Genomic DNA, 19,861 nt, shown 5'->3' on the forward strand with positions numbered 1-19,861 from the left:
ACATTACTTTTAAATAAATAGTTTGAGTGTGAGGATGTAAGATAAACAAAAATTATTTCTTGATGGCAAACCTTAATCAACCCCCAAGTAGGATTACACCAAATTTATTGCACATATTAGATGCTTTTACTGATAGTTCAAATACGGTAGTTAACAGTATTGTTGAATTGAATTCAAATACAATAAATAAATATGAATTAATTACAGAAACAGGCCACTTAAAACTAGATAGGGTTGGTTATTCTTCACTTGCATATCCTTTCGCTTATGGATGTATACCAAGGACATGGGACGAAGATGGAGATCCACTTGATGTCGAGATTGTTGGCGTAACTGAACCATTAATACCTGGATCTATTGTGGAGGCAAGGATTATTGGGGTGATGAAATTTGATGATGGAGGAGAGGTCGATGATAAGGTAATAGCGGTTCTAGCAGATGATAAAAGAATGGACCATATCTCAAGTTTTGAAGACCTTGGAGAACATTGGTTAAAAGAAACAAAGTATTATTGGGAACATTACAAAGATCTAAAAAAACCTGGAACATGTACGGTTAATGGTTTTTTTGGAATAGAAGAAGCTGTTAGAGTAATTAAAGATTGCGAAAGTAGATATAAAAAAGAAATTGATCCTAAATTAGTAAATTAACTAATTTTTGTTTTCTCTAAACTCTTCAAATATTTCTCTGAGAATTGTTTCGGCACCTTGGAGCTTTAGCTTTTTCGCTAGTTCTATTCCTACTTGCTCAGGATCATTAATTTTGCCAATAACTTGATCTTTTATAAGCCTTTCTCCATCAAGAGAGGCTACCATACCAGTAAGGTAAAGTTGTTCATTCTGAATTTTACTATTAACACCTATTGGAACTTGGCACCCACCTTCAAGTTCTCTTAAAAAAGCCCTTTCTGCCTGACATCTCTGACTAGTGGGTTTATCTTCTAAAACATTTATAATTTCTAAAACTTTTTTATCATCAGATTTACATTCAATGCCTAGAGCTCCTTGACCAACGGCATGGAGTGAAATTTCACTTGGAATTATCTGGTGAATCCTTGATTCAAAGCCCAATCTCTTTAAACCAGCGGCAGCCAGAATTATACAATCGAATTCCCCTGCATCTAATTTTTCTATTCTTGTAATAACATTTCCCCTGATATCTTTGAAAACAAGATGTGGGTACTTATTTCTTAATTGTGCAAGTCTTCTTAGAGAGCTTGTCCCCACAATCGAACCTTTAGGTAAGGTTTCTAATTTATAGCATTCATTTTTTTTGCTTACTACTAAAGCATCTGCAGGATCCTCCCTTTTTGTGATACATCCTAATTTAAGGCCATTAGGCAAATTTGTTGGTAAATCTTTCAGAGAATGCACTGCTATGTCAGCATGGCCTACGAGCATTTGCGCTTCAAGTTCTTTTGTAAATAAACCTTTGTCTCCTATTTTTGCTAAAGCTACATCAAGAATTTTGTCACCTTGAGTTGCCATGGCCTCTATGGATACTTCTAAATTGGGAATATGTTTTTCTAGTTGATCTTTAACCCATAAAGTTTGAACCATTGCTAGTTTACTTCTTCTGCTAGCTATTTTCAGTTTAAAATTTGTCATCAAATATTATTTTGAGTTTAGATTGGAATTAAATCGAATTCATTTTAAGATATTCTTTTGCAACTTTCCAAAGCTGAAAATTATATTTAACTATTTTTATTTTATATATTCTTTTAAAACCCCATTTCGATTTGGATGTCTAAGTTTTCTGAGAGCTTTTGCTTCTATTTGTCTAATTCTTTCTCTCGTTACATCAAAAATCTGTCCAATTTCTTCAAGAGTTTTCATTCTTCCGTCATCAATTCCATATCTTAATCTAAGAACATCTCTTTCCCTTGGACTTAGAGTTGCTAGGACTCCTTCTAGGTCTTCTCTTAACAAAGTTTTAGATACATCTTGCTCTGGATTTTCTATATCAGCCTCTATGAAGTCTCCAAGCCTTGAGTCTTCTTCTTTACCTATTGGAGTTTCTAAAGAAATAGGTAGCTGAGCACTTTTAGCTATAAATCTTAATTTTTCAATTGTCATTTCCATACTCTCAGCTATTTCTTCTTCACTTGGCTTCCTTCCAAATTCTTGGCTAAGAACTTTTGTGGTTTTTTTAATTCTGGATATTGTCTCGTACAAATGAACTGGCAATCTAATTGTCCTACTTTGGTCTGCGATTGCTCTAGTGATAGCTTGGCGAATCCACCAAGTGGCATAAGTGGAGAATTTGTAACCTTTTTCGTGGTCAAATTTTTCTGCTGCCCTAATCAGTCCCAAACTTCCTTCTTGTATTAGATCTTGAAATGATAAACCTCTATTCATATATTTTTTTGCAATGGAAACAACCAACCTTAAATTTGATTGAACCATTTTTTCTTTGGCTCTTCTACCTAAAAGAAGTCTTCTTCTGAATTTGGAAAGAGGCATATCTATTAATTCGGCCCACTCTCTAACTGATGGGAAATGACCTTTTTCTGACTCATATTGTGTTGCCAGTTCTTCTAACTGGAGTAAATCAGCAATTTTTCTTGCCAGTTCAATTTCTTCGTCTGGTCTTAAAAGTCTAATTCTTCCAATTTCTTGGAGGTAAACTCTTATTGAATCTTCGGTGTATATGCCTTTTGGCCCAAGCTTTATATTTCCCAGGCCTTTGTCTTCTTCCTCAGAATCGCTAAATTCATTGTTATTTTCTACGCTTTCGTTAAAACCTGAAGATGGCTGTAAACTTTGATTTTTATTATCTTCTTCAACTACTGTTTCTAGATTTGTATTAATTTTTTTATTAATCTTTTTTTTTGAACTAGGCTTAGAATTCCTTGATTCTGCTGCTACTGGACACATAATGGACTCCTCTCTACGGTGAATTTAACTAGATAAAATTTTATTTAGGGCTAATTTGTACAATTAGTAGTAAAAATAACCTTATTTTTTAAAAGAACTTTTTCGCAAAATGCAAATAAAAAAAGTTTTTAAAATTGTTGAAAAATTTAAATAGTGCTATAGATTACCTTAAGTAAAAAGTCTTGGGATTTCTCAGACAGGCTGATCAGTTTTTGAATTTTTTAATCAATGATCCAAGCTTCATGTCTCCCTTAAGAGCAGGATACTTACAATGTGCAAAAACACTTTGTGGAATGTTCAACAATCCAATACTAAGAAAAAGTTTTGAAGCCGGCAAGTAATCAGTTATCAAATATCTCTTTTAAATTTGAGGTTTTGCTTGATATAGGGACTGTTAGGGATAGTTTTCACTATTTAGATGGAAATAATCTTGGCGTAGAAGTTGGAGACATTGTAATTGTAAAACTTAGAGGGAGGTTATTAAATGGCTTGGTGATCTCCAAAGAAAACTTTTCTAAAATTAATAAAGATGAAACAAATATTACTAAAAGAAAAAATATAAAATATTTGTTTGTTGAAGGTATTTTGCAAAAAAAAATAATTGATGTCTGGTGGAGAGAATTGATAGAATCCTTAGCCTCTTTTTATATGGTTAGTAATTTAAAAATGTTTAAAACTGCATTTCCACCTGGTTGGATTGGTAAACATAAGAAAATTTCTCTGGTTTTAAAAGATCAAATATGGATTGGAACAAAAAAAGAATTAGATATTAAAAATAAATTAACTAAAAAAGAATTTTTACTGATAAATGCCTTGTCCCAAAAAGGTAATTGGCAAAGTGAATTAATAAAGTCTGGGTTTAACTATAGTTTGATTAATTCTATGGTTAGAAAAAATTACCTTGTTAAATCTAAAAGAAAAAAAACAAAAAATCCTAAATTAAATTCCTCTCAAGATGATCCAAGTGCAATAAAAAAACCAAATCTTACAAGTGAGCAGAAAATTGCTTTTCAAGAATATCAAGCGATGCAACCGGGACATGTGTTAGTGCTTTGGGGTGAAACCGGCTCAGGTAAAACAGAAGTTTATATGAGAATGTCTGAAGATCAATTGCTTAATAAAAAAAGTTGTATAATACTTGCCCCAGAAATTGGCCTAATTCCTCAACTAATAGATAGATTTAGTAGTCGATTTAATAATGTTGTATATGAATATCATAGTAACTGCTCCTCTAATCATAGAACTTTAGTTTGGAAGCAAATCATTAGTTCTAATGAACCCCTAATAGTCATAGGGACAAGGTCCGCAGTATTTCTTCCTATTAAAAATCTAGGATTAATAATAATGGATGAAGAACATGATGTTTCATACAAGCAAGATAGTCCTATGCCTTGTTATGACGCAAGAGAAGTTGCTATTGAAATAGTAAAAAGAAATTCTGCAAAGCTAATTTTTGGAAGCGCAACCCCATCAATGCAGACATGGAAAAAATGTTTTTATGAAAAGAATTTTAAATTGGTTCGTATGATTCAAAGAATATCTAGGAATGAGGTTCCTGAAATAAGAATTATCGATATGCGTAATGAATTCAAAAAAGGAAATATGAAAATTTTATCTAGTGAATTATTAGAATTGCTTCCCAAGCTACCTTTAAAGAAAGAACAAGCAATAATTTTGATACCTAGAAGGGGGCATAGTGGCTTTTTAAGTTGTAGAAATTGTGGATACTTAATAAATTGCCCAAACTGTGACGTCCCTTTATCAGTTCATCTTGGTTCGCAAGGGAAAAAATGGTTAAGTTGCCATTGGTGCAATCATAAATCGAGACTAATTAATCATTGTCCTGATTGTAATTCAAATGCCTTGAAGCCTTTTGGAATAGGAACTCAAAGAGTTATGGAGTTTTTAAATGAAGAATTTCCTGACTTAAGAGTTCTTCGATTTGATCGCGATACAACTTCAAGTAAAGATGGACATAGAGATATTCTTTCAAAATTTTCTAAAGGGGATGCTGATATCCTTGTAGGAACGCAAATGTTAGCAAAAGGGATTGACATTCCTAATATTACTCTTTCAGTCGTTATCGCGGCAGATGGATTGCTCCATCGTCCAGATCTTTCAGCAGAAGAAAAATCATTACAATTATTCTTACAATTAGCTGGTAGAGCAGGAAGAGCCAACAAAAAAGGAAAAGTTATTTTTCAAACATACAAGCCAAGCCATCCTGTAATTTCATACCTTCAGAAAAGAGACTATGAAGGATTTTTGACTGAAACTTCGAAATTAAGAAAAAATGCTAATTTATTCCCATACTGTAGAATTTGCCTACTAAAGTTATCGGGTGAAAACTACGAATTAACAGAATTAACTGCAACTAAAATAGCAAAATATCTCCTAAATTACTGTAAAAAAAATAACTGGAAATTAATAGGTCCTGCTCCTAGTTTAATTTCTAAAGTTGGGAAAAAATTTAGATGGCAGATATTAATTTATGGTCCTGAAGGTTCAAATATACCTTTGCCAGATAGGTCATTATTGTGGGAACTTGTTCCTAAAAATGTGTTTTTAAATATTGATGTTAATCCAGCAGAGTTATAATTATTCTGATGGAAGTTGAGGTAAATCTGTACCTAACTTAAACCTATAGAATCTTAAACTATAAGCCAATATTATTGTTATCAGAATAAACAAAATTCCAATTAATATTTTGTTCCAGTCCCAGAAGGAAAATTCGAGGCTATTCATCTGCCCAGGATGTAATTTCCAGATTATGAGATTTTTTGTAATTTCTAGATTTGAATTATTTTTACTAGTTAGGGCAGCTTTATTAGGATGAATGATTTTTAAAATAAGTTCTAGATCATTAACACTTTGAACAGAGTTGAGATCTAAATTCATCTCATAAAAATATTTTTTAAAAAAGATGAAGTTTTTTTGAGCAGTATTTATTTCTATATCTGTTGAACCTCCAACTAGCTCTCCTGCTGTATTTTGTATTGTTTTGAGAACTTTTTTAGTATCTTCTAGATTCAGATTTTTATTTTTCAGTGAAAAAATTGATCCGTCTTGTTCAATTTCTTCGTCAGGGAAAAGATCTTTAATTTTCTCCTCAAATTTTAATTGCCAAGGGAATTTCTTTATGTATTTACTTTCTATAACTAAATTATTAGTTATAGAATCAAATTCACTAAGATCAAGAGTATCCTCAATTTTAACGCAGCCACTTAAGATTGGGATCAATAATAATAGTATTAATAAAATGATTAGTGAAAAGCCTTTCTTAAAAGGTTTTGTTTCACCAGTTGGAGAATCAGTAACATTAATAAATTTTTTTTTCTCCAATACTTCTCTTTTCTTGCGTATTGAGTTAAGAGATTTTTTATTTAGTGATGGGTCGCTTTCAAACTGTACGTTCCAATTTTCTGGCTTTTTTATGTCAGGAGAATCTATAACTTCCATCAAATATTTTGCATTTTCTCTCGTCTTATTATCGTAAGATTTTAGGAGTTCTTTACAAAATCTTTTAGCCTCCTCCTTTTTATTGATACCACAAAGAGCAGTAATTAAAATTGTTCTTAAATTTACTCCCTCTTTGCTTGATAAAGGAAATGATTCGATTATAGGCAAAAGAAATTCAATACAATAATGATACTCACCTTTTGCTAAAGCAAGTTCTACTGTTTCTAAAACTTGCTCATAAGTTTTCATTGGTTAGGCTACTATCATTGTACCTATTCCAGAATTTGTAAAAATCTCAAGAAGTAATGAATGTTCTATTCTTCCATCGATTATGTGAGCTGCTTTGACTCCTTGCGCTAGAGCTCTTATGCAGCATTCCGTCTTTGGGATCATACCTTCAGTGACAATATTTTTTTCAATAAGATCTCTTGTTTCTTTGAGATTCGTTTTTTCAACAAGACTATTTTTATTATTTTTTTCTTTTAAAATGCCTTGAGTATCAGTAAGAAGAATAAGTTTTTCTGCATTAATTGCAGCAGCAATTTCTCCAGCAACAAAATCCGCATTAATATTATGGGAAATACCCTCAATGGTTGATCCAATACTAGAAATAATAGGGATATACCCTTTAGCAATAATAGGATCTAATATTTCAGGATTGATTTTTGTGACCTCTCCCACTAATCCATGGCTCCCATCTCCTAATTCTCTAGATTGAATTAAGTTGCCATCAAGACCTGATATTCCTACAGCTAAGGATCCAGTTTTATTGATACCTTTTACAATTTGCTTGTTAACCCTACCCATTAGAACCATCTCGACAATATCCATTGTTTTTTGATCAGTAATTCTTAATCCATTTTCGAATTTAGGAGATATTTCTAATTTTTTTAACCAATTATTAATCTCGGGTCCACCTCCATGAATCACTATCGGACACACCCCCACTGTTGATAAAAGTGCTATGTCTCTAAAAAAAGCATTTTTTAAATCATCATCCTCCATAACAGAACCTCCATACTTGATAACAATTTTTCTACCTGAGAAACTTTGAATATATGGAAGTGCTTCGCTTAATATTGATACTCTTTGAGAATCATTCATTATAAAAATTAAAACTTGATTGGATTGAGAAATTCGGTTTTTATAAATATATCCCTATATTCAATAAAAGAGAATAAAATCAAATTCTTTTTTATTATCGTCGATAATAAATTCTGATTCAAGACCTTTGACGAAAAACCTGTTTAATCTTTCTTGTTTTTCAACCCATTTTTCTAGGGGGACAGCGTTTAATTCGAAGCGCATTCTGAGACCATTTTTTTCTTCCTTTCTAATTTCTTCTATTTCTTTTAGTTGAGGGGGATTATCCTCATCCCACAAATTTAAAGATTCTAATGACGATTCAAGATGAGCTTTTATCCCGTATCTCCATCTTGTAACATCTTTAACTAGTGCTGTTAATTCTTTTGGTCTATTAAATTTATTTGTCGCAAAATTTTTCTTGTCAAACAACTCTACAGGAGGTATTTCGGAAGTCTTTAAACCTAATCCAATTAAAAAAATAGGTACTCCATAAAAAAAAGTAGGTACACTTAAATTTACTGAGTCTGTAAAATAAGCAGTCATTCCAACAAAAGCTAATATACCCCCAGTGGTTACGATTAAGTTTCCAGGGGATAGGTATTTCTTCATTTTGATTTAGTAGAATGAGTTTTAAATGGTCTAACAAATATTATGCAAGATTCTAATACTGCAAATCAAGGAGATTTGATTTTTAAACTTGATCAAGATAGAGCATGGCTTTTAGAAAATCTTGATAAGGGTAAATGGCCAGAAGTTAGAAGCGAACTTGCCGCACTTGAAAGAAAAATAAGCAAATTTATTATAAGTGTTCAAGAAAATAATGTTGATATTTGATTAAAAAGGTATTTCATCAACTTCAGGTACTAAAGGTGAACTATCCCAACTGGAATTTTTGGTGTTTTCTTTTTTTTCAAATGAATCATTATTTTCTTTTTGATCAGACTTAATAACATCAACAGGCGACATTTGATGAATTTTTGAGGCTGTTAGTTCTGGTTGCTTTTCTTTCGTTCCGTCTTTTCTAGTGACAGAATTCATCTTTAGACGTCCCTCAATAACAATATTTTGCCCCTCCTTTAGTTCATCTACCATTTCTTGGGCAATATTTCCCCATCCTATGATCTTGAGATCTCTGGGTGGATCTTCACTACGTAATCCTTTAAAATTAACAATCATTTCTGCAATTGGAGTTTGGTTTTCTTTGGTATACCTCATTTGGGGAGCGCTATTAATGACCGCCTGAATTAAACAATGATTCATTACTTACTATTTAATTAAAGACATACTGATGCAGAATCAAGGAAATTGCTATAAAAATGTTTGGATCCTATCAGGAACTTCGGACGGACCTGTAATAGCTAATAGGCTTCTTGAACTTAATTATTCAGTCTTTGCAAGTGTTTTAACTTATAAAGCAGGGCAAGCTTATATTGAAAATCCAAAGTTACATATCATTACGGGGAAATTAAATAATAAAGATCAAATAATTAATTTCATAAATAAAAATAAAATCACATGCGTTATCGATGCTACTCATCCGTTTGCCGTAATAATTTCTAAAAATCTTAATAATGCATGTAAAGAGATTAATACACCTCTTTTACTATTTGAGAGGAAATCTCTGATAAATAACACTAATAATTTTTTTTATATTGATGATTTAAAGGATATAAATAACGTTGATATTGAGAATAAGAATATTCTTCTTGCAATAGGCTCAAGATTCCTTAACGATACAGCTAATTATTATATGAATTGTAAAGCAAATGTATTTACAAGGGTACTTCCAACTTATGAAAGTATAACTAAAGCTTTTGGATCATGTATTGAAAATTCAAATATAGCGATACTTGAACCGAGTAAAAATAATAGAAGCATTTTAGAAAAAAAACTTTGTGATTTTTGGGAGATAGATTATGTTTTATGCAGGGAGTCTGGAAGTTATTCTCAGAAAAACTGGGAGAGTATAGTTTCTGGAACTAAAATGAAGTTATTTTTGGTTAAAAGGCCAAAAGTTAAAAATGATTATTCTTACTCTTTTGATCAATATCACAATTTGATAAATCACATAATTAAAAAATATTGATGTTTAATTCATTATGGAAGTATTAGTTATGATCACAACTGAATCAAGTAACGCAAATGCTTTGCGAATGGCTAAATTACTATTACAAAATAAACTTGCAGCTTGTGTTTCGATAAAGCAAATTTTTTCAATTTATCAGTGGGATGATGATATTGAAGAAACTAAAGAGTTTGAAATCACAATAAAAAGTAAACTAGAATTTAAAGATTGTTTAATTGATTTCGTAAATAAAAATTCTACATATGAAGTTCCTCAAATTATTTACAAAAAATACCATGCTGAGATGAAATATTATGATTGGTTGAATAAGAATATTTGATTAAATCTATTTTATTAACTCTTTAAGATCAATATCTGATCTAGATCCTAATTGTGTAATTATTTGTCCTGCACAAATTGAAGCTATCTCTCCGCATTTTTTGAGGGAACAATTATTTATTAATCCATGAATAAATCCTCCTGCATAGATATCTCCAGCTCCTGTAGTATCAATAATCTTGCCTTTCGTTATTGACTTAATTATTTCGACATTATTTTTGTTAACGATGAGAGAACCATTGCTTCCAAGAGTTACTATGACTAATTCACATAAGGAAGATAGGTCTTCTTGGCAGCTTGCTAATTTGTCATTTTCAAATAGACTTAACACCTCGGATTCATTACAAAAAACAATATCTACATATTCATAAATTAATTCCAAAAAACTCTCACGATGTCTATCTACACAAAATGAATCAGATAAAGAAAGGATTATTTTTGTATTAGATTGTTTTGCAATTTGTGCGGCTTTAATAAAAGCTTTTTTAGCTAATTCGCTGTCCCATAAATATCCTTCTAAATATAAGTATTTACTTTCCTTAATTACAGTAAAGTCAATGTCTTTTGGTTCAAACTCTACAGATGCTCCTAGGTAAGTGCACATAGTTCTTTGTGCATCAGGTGTAACCAAAATGATTGAATGAGCTGTTGGAGCACCTTCAATAGTTGGTGGAGTGTTAAATATAGTTTTACTTTTTTTTATATCGTCAGAAAAGAAATCCCCAAATTGATCATTTTTCACTCTTCCTATAAATTGCACATGATTGCCTAATTCTGCCAAAGAAACAACGGTATTTGCTGAGGATCCACCTGAAATTTGTTTGATCACTTTGCAATTTTCTAACAATCTCTGAGATTCATCAGAATTAATTAGATTCATTGATCCTTTATCCAGATTATTTAACTCAAGAAACTCATCTTCAATATTTACAATAATATCTACTATTGCGTTGCCCAGACCAATGAGATCAACTTTTTTATGTTCAAAATGTCTAAAGGATTCCTTCATTAATTTGGAACTAAATTACCTTAGTAGTGCTCTTTTAGGACCATGTATTGGGTCTTCAATGACTATAGTTTGATCTCTATTAGCCCCCAACGAGACAATGGCAATTGGAACCTCCATTAATTCAGCTAAAAATCTTAGATAATTCATAGCATTCTCTGGGAGATCAGATAGTTTTCTGCAGTCTGCAGTTGAACATTGCCAACCTTTTAATTTTTTGAAGATTGGCTTACATTTTTTTAAGTCATCTGAATTTGTAGGAAAGTAGTCTATTTCCTCTCCATCGAGATCATATGCAATGCAAACTTGAATCTCATCTAATTCATCTAACACATCAAGTTTCGTAACGGCTAAACAATCAAGACCATTGACAGATACGGCATATTTACCAATAACTCCATCAAACCACCCACATCTTCTCCTTCTCCCAGTAGTGGTTCCAAATTCACTGCCTCTATCACAGAGTTGATCATTAATACTTCCTTGTAATTCCGTTGGAAATGGCCCCTCACCTACTCTTGTGGTATAAGCTTTTGCGACACCTATGACTCTATCAATTAAAGTTGGACCCACTCCAGCCCCAATGCATGCCCCTCCTGATATAGGGTTTGATGAGGTAACAAAAGGATAAGTCCCATGATCTAAGTCAAGTAGAGTACCTTGAGCACCTTCGAAAAGAATATTCTTCTTGTTTTTTGAGGCTGCATGGATAGTCCTCGTACAGTCAACAATATGCATTGATAATCTTTCCCCATAGTCAAAATATTCTTCAACAATATCTTCTAATTTAAGTGGTTTAATGCCATAGATTTTTTCTAGTAGACCGTTTTTTTCTCTTAATGGAATTTCGATCACATCACTTAGCCTTTCCTTATTGAGCAAGTCTCTTATCCTAATGCCATTTCTTTGTGACTTATCCGCATAAGTTGGGCCAATCCCACGACCTGTAGTCCCTATTTTGTTTGAACCTCTATCAGCCTCCATAGCTTCATCTAATATTCGGTGGTAGGGCATTGTTACATGTGATGTTGATGAAATTTGTAATCCTGAGATATCAATTCCATTATCAATTAACATGTCAATTTCTTTAAGCAAGATTTTTGGATCTACAACAGTTCCAGAACCAATTAGACAAGAAGTATTTTTATAAAGTATCCCTGAGGGAATTAAATGTAATTTTAAGACTTTATCATCTACGACTATAGTATGACCTGCATTAACTCCCCCTTGATAGCGAACGACAACATCTGCCGAACGACTAAGTAAATCAGTTATTTTACCTTTTCCTTCGTCACCCCATTGGGCTCCGATTACAACAACATTAGCCAATTTTAGAAGAGCATTATTTTTGTGCGAATATTTAATATATTCAAAAATCTTGGTTTACTTTTAAAAAGTAAATGAATTGTATCAACTTTCTCTTAGAACCATTTTTTCAGCAAGAGAAAATTCTTTGGTTAAACGCTCTTTTAGTTTATCTGGTAAAGGTCTACTTGCAAAGTTTTTGTAATGACCTGCCATAGCATTTAATGCTGTTTGCATTGTGGTAAATGATTGCGTTTTGTTCACCATCCCTCTATTTCTATATCTAGAAATATAGTCAGTTATTAGTGTAAGAGCCTCACTTCTTACTTCATCTTTATTTGGAGAATCTTTTGGAGTATCAACAGCTGTTTGTAATGTTTTAACAACTGAAATTGTATCCTTTGTATAGTCACCTGTCATAGCAGTTTTTGCAGCTATGGAAGGGGAACTAAAAAGTGTAAAAACAACAATTAAGGATATTGCAAAAGATATAGCTTTGGTAAGATTCTTAAAAAATAATTTTGATGTCCATTTCAGTAACATAACTTAGCTCCCAAAAAAAATAAGCCTCAAGACTTTTTATTGTACATTATTTCAGATTCGGAAATAAATGTTTCTAACAATTTATCAGTACTAATTTTAAGCTTAGTATTATTTGTTCTGCATAAAAGTTCTACTTCTTTATTAATAGAGTCTCTGCCAATAATTATCTGAAAAGGAATACCAATTAATTCCGCATCTTTAAATTTCACTCCAGCTCTATCGTTTCTATCATCAAGAAGGACATCAATTTTATTAATTAAAAAGTTGTTATAGATTTGCTCAGTAAGATCACTTTGAATGGGATCTTTTAGGTTTGTTGGGATAATAATAACTTCAAAAGGAGAAATCTGGATAGGCCAACAAATTCCTTTTTGATCATGATTCTGTTCGATAGCAGCTTGAGCTATTCTTGTTACTCCAATGCCATAACAACCCATCCATAAATTTTTTAACTGACCATCCTTATCAGAGAACTTTGCATTTAATTTTTCACTATATTTCTGACCTAGTTGGAAAATATGTCCAATCTCGATACCTTTTTTTTCTTTAAGTTCCTCATTACTATCAATATCTATTTTATCTCCTTTTTTGGCATTTCTGATATCCCCAATTAGATAATCTTTCGGAGCAAAAGAGAATTCTTGAAAAACTTTATGGAAATTAACTTTATTCCCACCACTTATAAAGTTTGAGAGGTTATTTGCAGAATGGTCAATTATTCTGGTCCATTTTTTATCCCAATTAGAACTAGCTTTAATAGTTTTATTATCTAAATCTGGTCCGATAAAACCTAAAGGAAAATCAACTAAATTTTTTTCGATGGTACTTTTATCTTCAATCTTCTTAAGATTAAGGAGATTGAAATTATGTAGTTTATTTAATAAGTTAAAAAGCTTTACTTCATTAATATGCTGATCACCTCTTATGCATGCAAGAATTGGAACCTCAAATTTACCTTCGAACTGTGCTAGGAACACTACTACTTTAATAATCTGACTAGGGTCTAAATTATTATTTTCGCAAACATCGAGGATCGTTTTTTGTCGCGGTGTTTCCAACCACCCTGAAATATTATCTTTTAGTGGAATAGGTTGAGAGGGTAGAGAAACAGCTTTTTCAATATTTGCAGCATAAGAACCGCTTTGAGTAAACAAAATGGAATCTTCCCCAGCATCAGCAGTAACCATGAATTCTTTAGAGGAGGCACCTCCAATCGCTCCACTATCAGCTTCAACCCCTACTGTTTGAAGTCCACAAGATTTAAAAATATTTTCATAAGCATTGCCCACTTTCTCATAGAAAGAAGCTAGATCGTTTTCTGAAGAATGAAAAGAATAACCATCTTTCATTATAAATTCCCTACTTCTCATCAATCCAAACCTTGGCCTTATTTCATCTCTAAATTTTGTCTGAATTTGATAAAAACATTGAGGCAATTGCTTATAGGAATTGATGGTCTCTGAAGCAATACTAGTGATTACCTCTTCGTGAGTTGGAGCCAAACCAAATTCTTTACCTTGTCTATCTTTGAGATTAAACATTATTCCTTCCCCTGCAGTATATCCTTCCCATCTTTCACTTTTTTTCCATAAATCTGCAGGATGAAGTTGGGGTAATAGTAATTTTGTACAACCAATACTATTAAGTTCTCTCTCTATTATTGCGGATATTTTTTCAATAACTCTAAGCATTATTGGCATGTATGCATAAATACCACTGTTAACTCTTCGAATATACCCTGCTTTTAAAAGTAATTGATGTGAAATAATCTCAGCTTCAGAAGGTGTGTCACGAAGTGTCCCCAGAGGAAATGAGGTTGTCACGCGCATACAAAAAAGTCCTTATTAATACTTAATTTTATCAATTAAGATGAAAAAAGAATTTAAAGTGTCTTGAGTCCCTCAACGCGGCTAGTCTAAAAATATTCTTTCTGCTAACTTCTTCAGTAATGAAGTTCAAACTCTTTTAAAAATTTATTATTACTAAAACATTTTCTTAAGTTTATGGAAAATATAGATTCCAATATTTCAAGTGAAGAGGAATTAGTAGGTATTGATGAAGTTCAAAAATTCCTAAACAGATCTAGAGCTTCTGTCTACAGGTATACAAATACAGATTTAAGAAATCTAAACCCTAGCTTTAATCCGAGGAAATTAAATCCTGAATTTAGAACTGATCAAAAAGACCCGTTAAAATTCCATCCTAATGAAGTTGCGAGATTTGCAAAAGATATTCTAAGAATTAAAGAAGTAACTGTTGAGGTCTTTAATACACCGTCCTCTGCTGCTCAAAATATACTGGTACAAATATTAGACGAATTAAAATCTATTAGGACTTTACTAGAAAATAAGTAATTAAAAAGTTACCAATTAATATTTTGATTTATTGACATTTTGAATGTAAAATAATCATGTTTAATTATCTCATTAATCTTTACCAATTAAGAGTTCTTGAGTTACACGAAATCAAAGCAGTTTATTCAAAGTAAATCAAGCGAAGAATCTTCTCTTGTTTCTGCTCGAAGTGATTTTGCAAGAGATGATGATGACCCCTTAAGTATAAGGAGTTTATCTATAACATCTTTAGGTATTATTTTTGCCTTTTTGACAATTTTATTACCTTCAATAAGCGTTTTAATTGGCAGACCTTTAACTCAAGGAAACGAGATAATTCATAATCACGATTTTAAAAAAGATGGACCTTAGTTCAATACCTCCATCTCCAATGAAGGGAATTGTAAATATTGTTGTTGAAATACCTGCAGGGAGTAGGAATAAATACGAATATTGCTCTGATGCAGGAATAATGGCTTTAGACAGAGTATTGCATTCTTCAGTGAGGTACCCTTTTGATTATGGTTTTATCCCAAACACCCTAGCTGATGATGGAGCTCCTCTTGATGCAATGGTGATAATGGACGAGCCTACTTTTGCTGGTTGTCTTATAAAAGCTAGACCTATTGGAGTTTTGGATATGCATGATTGTGGTGCTTATGATGGAAAACTTTTATGTGTGCCTATGGCGAATCCTAGGCAGGCTAATATATTGAGTATTAATCAAATTGCCCCTAATCAGCTTGAGGATGTTGCTGAATTTTTTAGAACAAGTAAAGGACTTGATGGAAGAACAGTTCAAATAGATGGTTGGAGGGATTTTGACGTGGTTGAAAGTTTATTGAAAAGTTGTATACCTTTAAAAAAGAAAAACTTTAAAGTACTTAAGAAATCAAAAATTAGTAAATTAAATTGAAAAAAATAATTTTTTATAGTTATTTAAAATGCTCTACTTGTCGAAAAGCTGCAAAGTGGCTTAAAAGCAAAGATTTAGAATTCCAGTTAATTGATATTGTAAAAGAACCACCACTTGTTAATTATTTAAATCTAGCCTTAGAACAATACCCCGAAGATAAGAAAAGGATTTTCAATACAAGAGGTAAAGTCTTTAAAGCTCTTAATCTTGATATTTATGGTTTATCAAGGGAAGAAATTATTCAACTTCTTTTAAGTGATGGAAAATTAATAAAAAGACCATTTTTGATTTACGAAGGAAAAAAAGTAATATTAGGTTTTAACGAAAGTGAATATGCCAAACAATTCTTATAAGTTTAAAAAATCAAGACTTCATTAATTTTATGCCTATTTATATTAAAAGTTTTTTAAAAGAATGGGGTTTACTAATTCTATTAACTTTTTTTGTTTCTTCTTGTAGATCATTTTTCGCAGAACCACGTTATATTCCTTCTGGTTCAATGCTCCCAGAATTACAAATAAACGATAGGTTAATTATTGAAAAATTTTCACTAAGAAACTCTTTACCAAAAAGAGGAGATATCGTTGTTTTTAATTCACCTTACTCTTTTGACGAAAAATTAATTTCATCAAGATCTAAGCCTTTACCCAAAAAAAGATATTGTTTTTTTATGAGTTTTCCTCCAATGTCTTTTATTCCTGGTTTGAGGGATCAAGCTTGCGATGCATATATTAAAAGAGTTGTGGCACTTCCAGGGGAAATTGTCAGTGTAAACAATAACGGTGAATTAATAATAAATAATAAATTGATTTCTGAACCCTATGTCTCTTATAAGTGCTCATTATCCCTCTTTAATAAATGTGGTGAATTTGAAAATATAAAAGTGCCAGAAGATCATTTTTTAGTTTTAGGTGATAATAGGGCAAATAGCTGGGATGGAAGATATTGGCCTGGAAGTAAATTTCTTCATAAAAAAGAGATAATTGGTAAAGCATATTTCAGATTTTGGCCTCTTAGTCAAGTTGGCTTTTTCAGTAAATAAAGCCTTTTTTGACTCTGACTTGATCAAAATAAATTTTTAACAAGGCTTATTTTAAAGTGCTCCTGAAGCAGTTGAATCAAGTATCCCCCCAAGGTGTGTTGTAATGTTAAGAGCGCTAATCACAGGGGGCTTATTGGGATCCTTAAAAAGGTCAATTATAGTTATGCCGCCATTGCCCTGTTTTATCATCCAAATATTTGAATAATTAATCCCAAGGATTTTGCAAATTAGAGTTTTATTGACTGCATCATGAGCAACCAGAAGGCTAAGATCATTATCCTTTTGAGATAAACAAATCTTGCCAAAAGCTTCTATAGACCTTTCTGATACATCTTTTATAGATTCACCTTCAGGCATTATTACTTCTTCTGGTTTATCATGCCAATTTTTTAATAAAACGGGCCACTGTTCTCTGATTTCTGCTTCCAGTTTACCCTCCCATAATCCATGACTAATTTCTACAAGTGAATCTATTCTTTCTATTTTTAAATCTTTTCTATTTTGAAGGATTATTTGTGCGGTCTCATAAGGCCGATGCATTGAACTTGAAAATGCCTTATTGAAAGAAATATTTCTCAAATATTCAAAAGTCTTTCTAGCTTGGTCTTTCCCGTTTTCATTTAAAGGAATATCAATTTGCCCTTGAAATCTACCTTCTTTGTTCCAGTTAGTTTCACCATGCCTTATTAGAAATATTCTGGAATCTCCAATTTGATTTGGAATATTTTTATTCAGATGGGAAGTTTGATTTAAGCATTCAATTTGGGTCTTAAAAGAGTTATCCTCCCTTGATATATTGAGTATCGATAAAGAGGCATTTTCTAATCTTATTTTCCTAAAACCTTGCTTAGGCTTTCCTAATAGCGAGAGGATTAAACATCTGAGAATAGCATTATGTCCTACAACTAAAATATTTGCATCATCTTTGTCTAGATAAATTTTTAAAATATCTTCTACAAAATTTGTTGCTTGAAAAAATAACTCTTGAATTGGTTTATAAGTTTTATTGTCTTTTCTTTTTAAGATTAGATTTTCTGGATCACTTTTCCATATAGGGTAAATTTCTGGAAATTTCTTTTTTATTTCATCAATTTTTAGACCAGACCATTCACTAAGATCTACCTCTAGCAAATTATCATCGAATACAATATCTTGTTCTTTATTGAAGGTCTTTTTAATTGTTTTTGCAGTCTCTGCCGCTCTCACAAGTGGAGAGGAATAGATTTTATCGAAGTTTATTTTTGATAATGCTTTTCCTGCTTTTCGGGCTTGTTTGTATCCTTCATCAGTTAATAATGAATCGTCTGTTCTTCCTTGAATTAATCCTTTTGCATTGAAACTGCTTAGTCCGTGCCTAACTAAAACTAATCTTATAGCCATTATATAAATTTGAAAATTAAGATAATTTAATCATCTCATGGCGTGATTAAAATAGATACATAAATATAAGGAAATTCAATGATAACTAACTTTAGTTTTCAAGAATATAATAAGTTATGATCTTTAAAAATAGTTCTAAGTCAAAACTCACTTTAGCTTTTATTTCTATCGTCATAACTTTTTTTGTATGGCAACAAGGCTTAAGAGATAGTTTAAATAGACCATCTGTTTCATTTGATATTAGTCAAAAAGAGCAAGAAATTGCTGAATTATCTGTCCAATCAATACCTGTAAATCTTAAAAAATTTTTTATCATTGATGATCCTGTTGATCAAATTAATAAATCACTCTCTGATGTCTCATTTGAAGAGCTAACAGAAAGAAATAAATTAATTCGAATAATCACTTCAGAATCAAATGATTCCTTAATTTATGAAAATATATCCAAAGATTTTAAAGATAAAAACTTTAAATTTCTGATTGATGAGATAGAAAAAAAATCTAATAATAACTCATATAAAGCAAATTCTGATAAATTTGATTTATTTAAAGGTGATAGATTTTTATATCACCTTTTAAGCAGGAAATTTGATTTTGACGATAGTGAATTAATAACAAAATCATTTTCAAGAAAAATGTTTTTTAAAATATTAGCCATAAGGCTAATTCCACTTTTAACAATACTTATTGGCTCTATTCTGGCTTTAAAAATATTATGGAAAACCATATCTTTGAAAAAGTTTGGTTGGAAAGAAATTAAATCTTTAGATTTAGAATTAATAGATATGGTTTTATTAATTGCAGGTGGATTTGTTGTTTTAGGAGAAGTGGTATCACCTTTATTTTCTATCAGTTTGGTTGAACTTTTTTCTAAAAATATCTCTAATGAATTGTCTCAATCTTTAAAAATTTTCTTTGGATATATTTTTATGGCTATTCCGCCATTATGGATAGTTTTTTATCAAATTAAATCCTTGAATGGTGAATTTTCTTTTAAAAAGGATTATTTGCAGTTCAATTTCTTGCCAATAAAATATGCAATTTTTCAGGGAATTATAGGTTGGTTAACAATTGTTCCTTTTGTTTTATTGATCTCTTTAATTATGAATAGTCTGATCGATAATCAGAATGGTAGTAACCCCTTGCTGGAAATTGTTCTTAATAATAATAATTACTTATCATTTTTTCTATTACTTGTAACAACAACTCTATTAGCTCCTCTATTTGAAGAGATTATATTTCGCGGTATTTTACTGCCAACTCTTTCAAGAGATTTTGGAGTAATTTCGGGCATCATAGTTTCAGCTTTTATCTTTGCATTAGCCCATTTAAGTTTGGGAGAAATGCCGCCATTATTTGTTCTAGGGATTGGATTAGCAATTACAAGAATTGCTTCAGGGAGTTTGTTTTCATCAGTGATTATGCATTCTTTATGGAATGGATTGACTTTCTTAAATTTGTTCCTATTGAGGACATAAAGAATTTAATTTTTACTTGCGAATCAAACAAAA

The 19,861-nt window shown here is 31.4% G+C and carries 23 protein-coding genes; 12 read left to right on the top strand and 11 right to left on the bottom strand.

All coding sequences use genetic code 11. From position 1 onward, the window contains the following. The first annotated feature begins 62 nt into the window (after window positions 1-62). A complete protein-coding gene (locus HA145_RS02590; protein ID WP_209127713.1) occupies window positions 63-650 on the top strand; it encodes an inorganic diphosphatase in 588 nt (195 codons plus the stop codon). Here HA145_RS02590 and hemC read toward each other — a convergent pair whose 3' ends face one another. Together hemC and rpoD are read right to left on the bottom strand one after the other, a co-directional pair. Further along, the gene (hemC, locus tag HA145_RS02595; protein WP_209127714.1) at window positions 651-1,607 is read right to left on the bottom strand and encodes a hydroxymethylbilane synthase; all 957 of its coding nucleotides are present in this window, start codon (window positions 1,605-1,607) and stop codon (window positions 651-653) included. It lies immediately after the preceding gene. A 96-nt stretch (window positions 1,608-1,703) separates the two neighbouring features. After that, the gene (gene rpoD / locus HA145_RS02600) at window positions 1,704-2,876 is read right to left on the bottom strand and encodes an RNA polymerase sigma factor RpoD (RefSeq protein WP_209127715.1); all 1,173 of its coding nucleotides are present in this window, start codon (window positions 2,874-2,876) and stop codon (window positions 1,704-1,706) included. A gap of 182 nt (window positions 2,877-3,058) precedes the next feature. On the opposite strand from rpoD, the gene HA145_RS02605 reads away from it, so the two are divergent. Continuing rightward, complete coding sequence (locus HA145_RS02605) at window positions 3,059-3,217, top strand: hypothetical protein (RefSeq protein WP_209127716.1); 159 nt, start codon at window positions 3,059-3,061, stop codon at window positions 3,215-3,217. Beyond that, window positions 3,201-5,474, top strand: a complete 2,274-nt coding sequence (gene priA, locus HA145_RS02610) for a replication restart helicase PriA (RefSeq protein ID WP_209127717.1) — start codon at window positions 3,201-3,203, stop codon at window positions 5,472-5,474. The genes HA145_RS02605 and priA overlap by 17 nt, the downstream gene beginning before the upstream one ends. Here priA and HA145_RS02615 read toward each other — a convergent pair whose 3' ends face one another. Genes HA145_RS02615 through HA145_RS02625 form a run of 3 tightly spaced genes read right to left on the bottom strand, consistent with a single transcriptional unit; the run spans window position 5,475 to window position 8,030 of the window. Beyond that, entirely contained in the window at window positions 5,475-6,584 is a 1,110-nt protein-coding gene (locus tag HA145_RS02615) for a DUF3153 domain-containing protein (protein WP_209127718.1), read from the bottom strand. A 3-nt stretch (window positions 6,585-6,587) separates the two neighbouring features. After that, window positions 6,588-7,439, bottom strand: coding sequence for an acetylglutamate kinase (gene argB / locus HA145_RS02620; protein WP_209127719.1), 852 nt, complete (start codon window positions 7,437-7,439; stop codon window positions 6,588-6,590). 60 nt (window positions 7,440-7,499) lie between these two features. After that, window positions 7,500-8,030: a DUF2854 domain-containing protein gene (locus HA145_RS02625; protein ID WP_209127720.1), complete on the bottom strand. Its 531-nt coding sequence runs from the start codon at window positions 8,028-8,030 to the stop codon at window positions 7,500-7,502. Between the two features lie 42 nt (window positions 8,031-8,072). Between HA145_RS02625 and HA145_RS02630 the strand changes: the two genes are divergently transcribed. Continuing rightward, window positions 8,073-8,255 (top strand): hypothetical protein, encoded by a 183-nt coding sequence (locus HA145_RS02630; protein ID WP_209127721.1) that lies wholly within the window; start codon window positions 8,073-8,075, stop codon window positions 8,253-8,255. Here the strand turns inward: HA145_RS02630 and HA145_RS02635 are convergent, their stop codons facing one another. Beyond that, entirely contained in the window at window positions 8,256-8,681 is a 426-nt protein-coding gene (locus HA145_RS02635) for a single-stranded DNA-binding protein (RefSeq protein ID WP_209127722.1), read from the bottom strand. Between the two features lie 28 nt (window positions 8,682-8,709). Between HA145_RS02635 and cobK the strand changes: the two genes are divergently transcribed. Next, window positions 8,710-9,507: a precorrin-6A reductase gene (gene cobK, locus HA145_RS02640; RefSeq protein ID WP_209127723.1), complete on the top strand. Its 798-nt coding sequence runs from the start codon at window positions 8,710-8,712 to the stop codon at window positions 9,505-9,507. 13 nt (window positions 9,508-9,520) lie between these two features. Further along, window positions 9,521-9,826: a divalent-cation tolerance protein CutA gene (cutA, locus tag HA145_RS02645; protein WP_209127724.1), complete on the top strand. Its 306-nt coding sequence runs from the start codon at window positions 9,521-9,523 to the stop codon at window positions 9,824-9,826. Window positions 9,827-9,832: 6 nt separating this feature from the next. Here the strand turns inward: cutA and HA145_RS02650 are convergent, their stop codons facing one another. From HA145_RS02650 to HA145_RS02665, 4 genes are all read right to left on the bottom strand, one after another. Then, window positions 9,833-10,834, bottom strand: coding sequence for an adenosine kinase (locus tag HA145_RS02650; protein WP_209127725.1), 1,002 nt, complete (start codon window positions 10,832-10,834; stop codon window positions 9,833-9,835). Between the two features lie 15 nt (window positions 10,835-10,849). After that, window positions 10,850-12,160 carry an adenylosuccinate synthase gene (locus HA145_RS02655; RefSeq protein WP_209127726.1) on the bottom strand — a complete coding sequence of 437 codons (1,311 nt, stop codon included), beginning with the start codon at window positions 12,158-12,160 and terminating at the stop codon, window positions 10,850-10,852. 81 nt (window positions 12,161-12,241) lie between these two features. Next, window positions 12,242-12,679, bottom strand: coding sequence for a photosystem II protein Psb27 (gene psb27, locus HA145_RS02660; protein ID WP_025926148.1), 438 nt, complete (start codon window positions 12,677-12,679; stop codon window positions 12,242-12,244). A 26-nt stretch (window positions 12,680-12,705) separates the two neighbouring features. Next, a complete protein-coding gene (locus HA145_RS02665; RefSeq protein WP_209127727.1) occupies window positions 12,706-14,508 on the bottom strand; it encodes a proline--tRNA ligase in 1,803 nt (600 codons plus the stop codon). A gap of 174 nt (window positions 14,509-14,682) precedes the next feature. Here HA145_RS02665 and HA145_RS02670 point away from each other — a divergent pair, with 174 nt between their 5' ends. The 5 genes from HA145_RS02670 (at window position 14,683) to lepB (ending at window position 16,970) form a co-directional block, all read left to right on the top strand. Further along, the gene (locus HA145_RS02670; protein WP_209127728.1) at window positions 14,683-15,033 is read left to right on the top strand and encodes a resolvase; all 351 of its coding nucleotides are present in this window, start codon (window positions 14,683-14,685) and stop codon (window positions 15,031-15,033) included. 96 nt (window positions 15,034-15,129) lie between these two features. After that, window positions 15,130-15,384 (top strand): hypothetical protein, encoded by a 255-nt coding sequence (locus HA145_RS02675; RefSeq protein WP_209127729.1) that lies wholly within the window; start codon window positions 15,130-15,132, stop codon window positions 15,382-15,384. Further along, entirely contained in the window at window positions 15,374-15,928 is a 555-nt protein-coding gene (locus HA145_RS02680) for an inorganic diphosphatase (RefSeq protein ID WP_209127730.1), read from the top strand. The genes HA145_RS02675 and HA145_RS02680 overlap by 11 nt, the downstream gene beginning before the upstream one ends. Then, window positions 15,925-16,281 (top strand): Spx/MgsR family RNA polymerase-binding regulatory protein, encoded by a 357-nt coding sequence (locus HA145_RS02685; protein WP_209127731.1) that lies wholly within the window; start codon window positions 15,925-15,927, stop codon window positions 16,279-16,281. The genes HA145_RS02680 and HA145_RS02685 overlap by 4 nt, the downstream gene beginning before the upstream one ends. Window positions 16,282-16,310: 29 nt before the next feature. Next, complete coding sequence (gene lepB, locus HA145_RS02690) at window positions 16,311-16,970, top strand: signal peptidase I (RefSeq protein ID WP_209127732.1); 660 nt, start codon at window positions 16,311-16,313, stop codon at window positions 16,968-16,970. Between the two features lie 51 nt (window positions 16,971-17,021). Here the strand turns inward: lepB and HA145_RS02695 are convergent, their stop codons facing one another. Continuing rightward, window positions 17,022-18,350: a histidine phosphatase family protein gene (locus HA145_RS02695; RefSeq protein ID WP_209127733.1), complete on the bottom strand. Its 1,329-nt coding sequence runs from the start codon at window positions 18,348-18,350 to the stop codon at window positions 17,022-17,024. A gap of 116 nt (window positions 18,351-18,466) precedes the next feature. Between HA145_RS02695 and HA145_RS02700 the strand changes: the two genes are divergently transcribed. Then, window positions 18,467-19,828: a CPBP family intramembrane glutamic endopeptidase gene (locus HA145_RS02700; protein ID WP_209127734.1), complete on the top strand. Its 1,362-nt coding sequence runs from the start codon at window positions 18,467-18,469 to the stop codon at window positions 19,826-19,828. The last annotated feature ends 33 nt before the right edge of the window (window positions 19,829-19,861 follow it).

Origin of the sequence: Prochlorococcus marinus XMU1411, from assembly GCF_017696075.1 — a bacterium.
GTDB lineage: Bacteria > Cyanobacteriota > Cyanobacteriia > PCC-6307 > Cyanobiaceae > Prochlorococcus_A > Prochlorococcus_A marinus_V.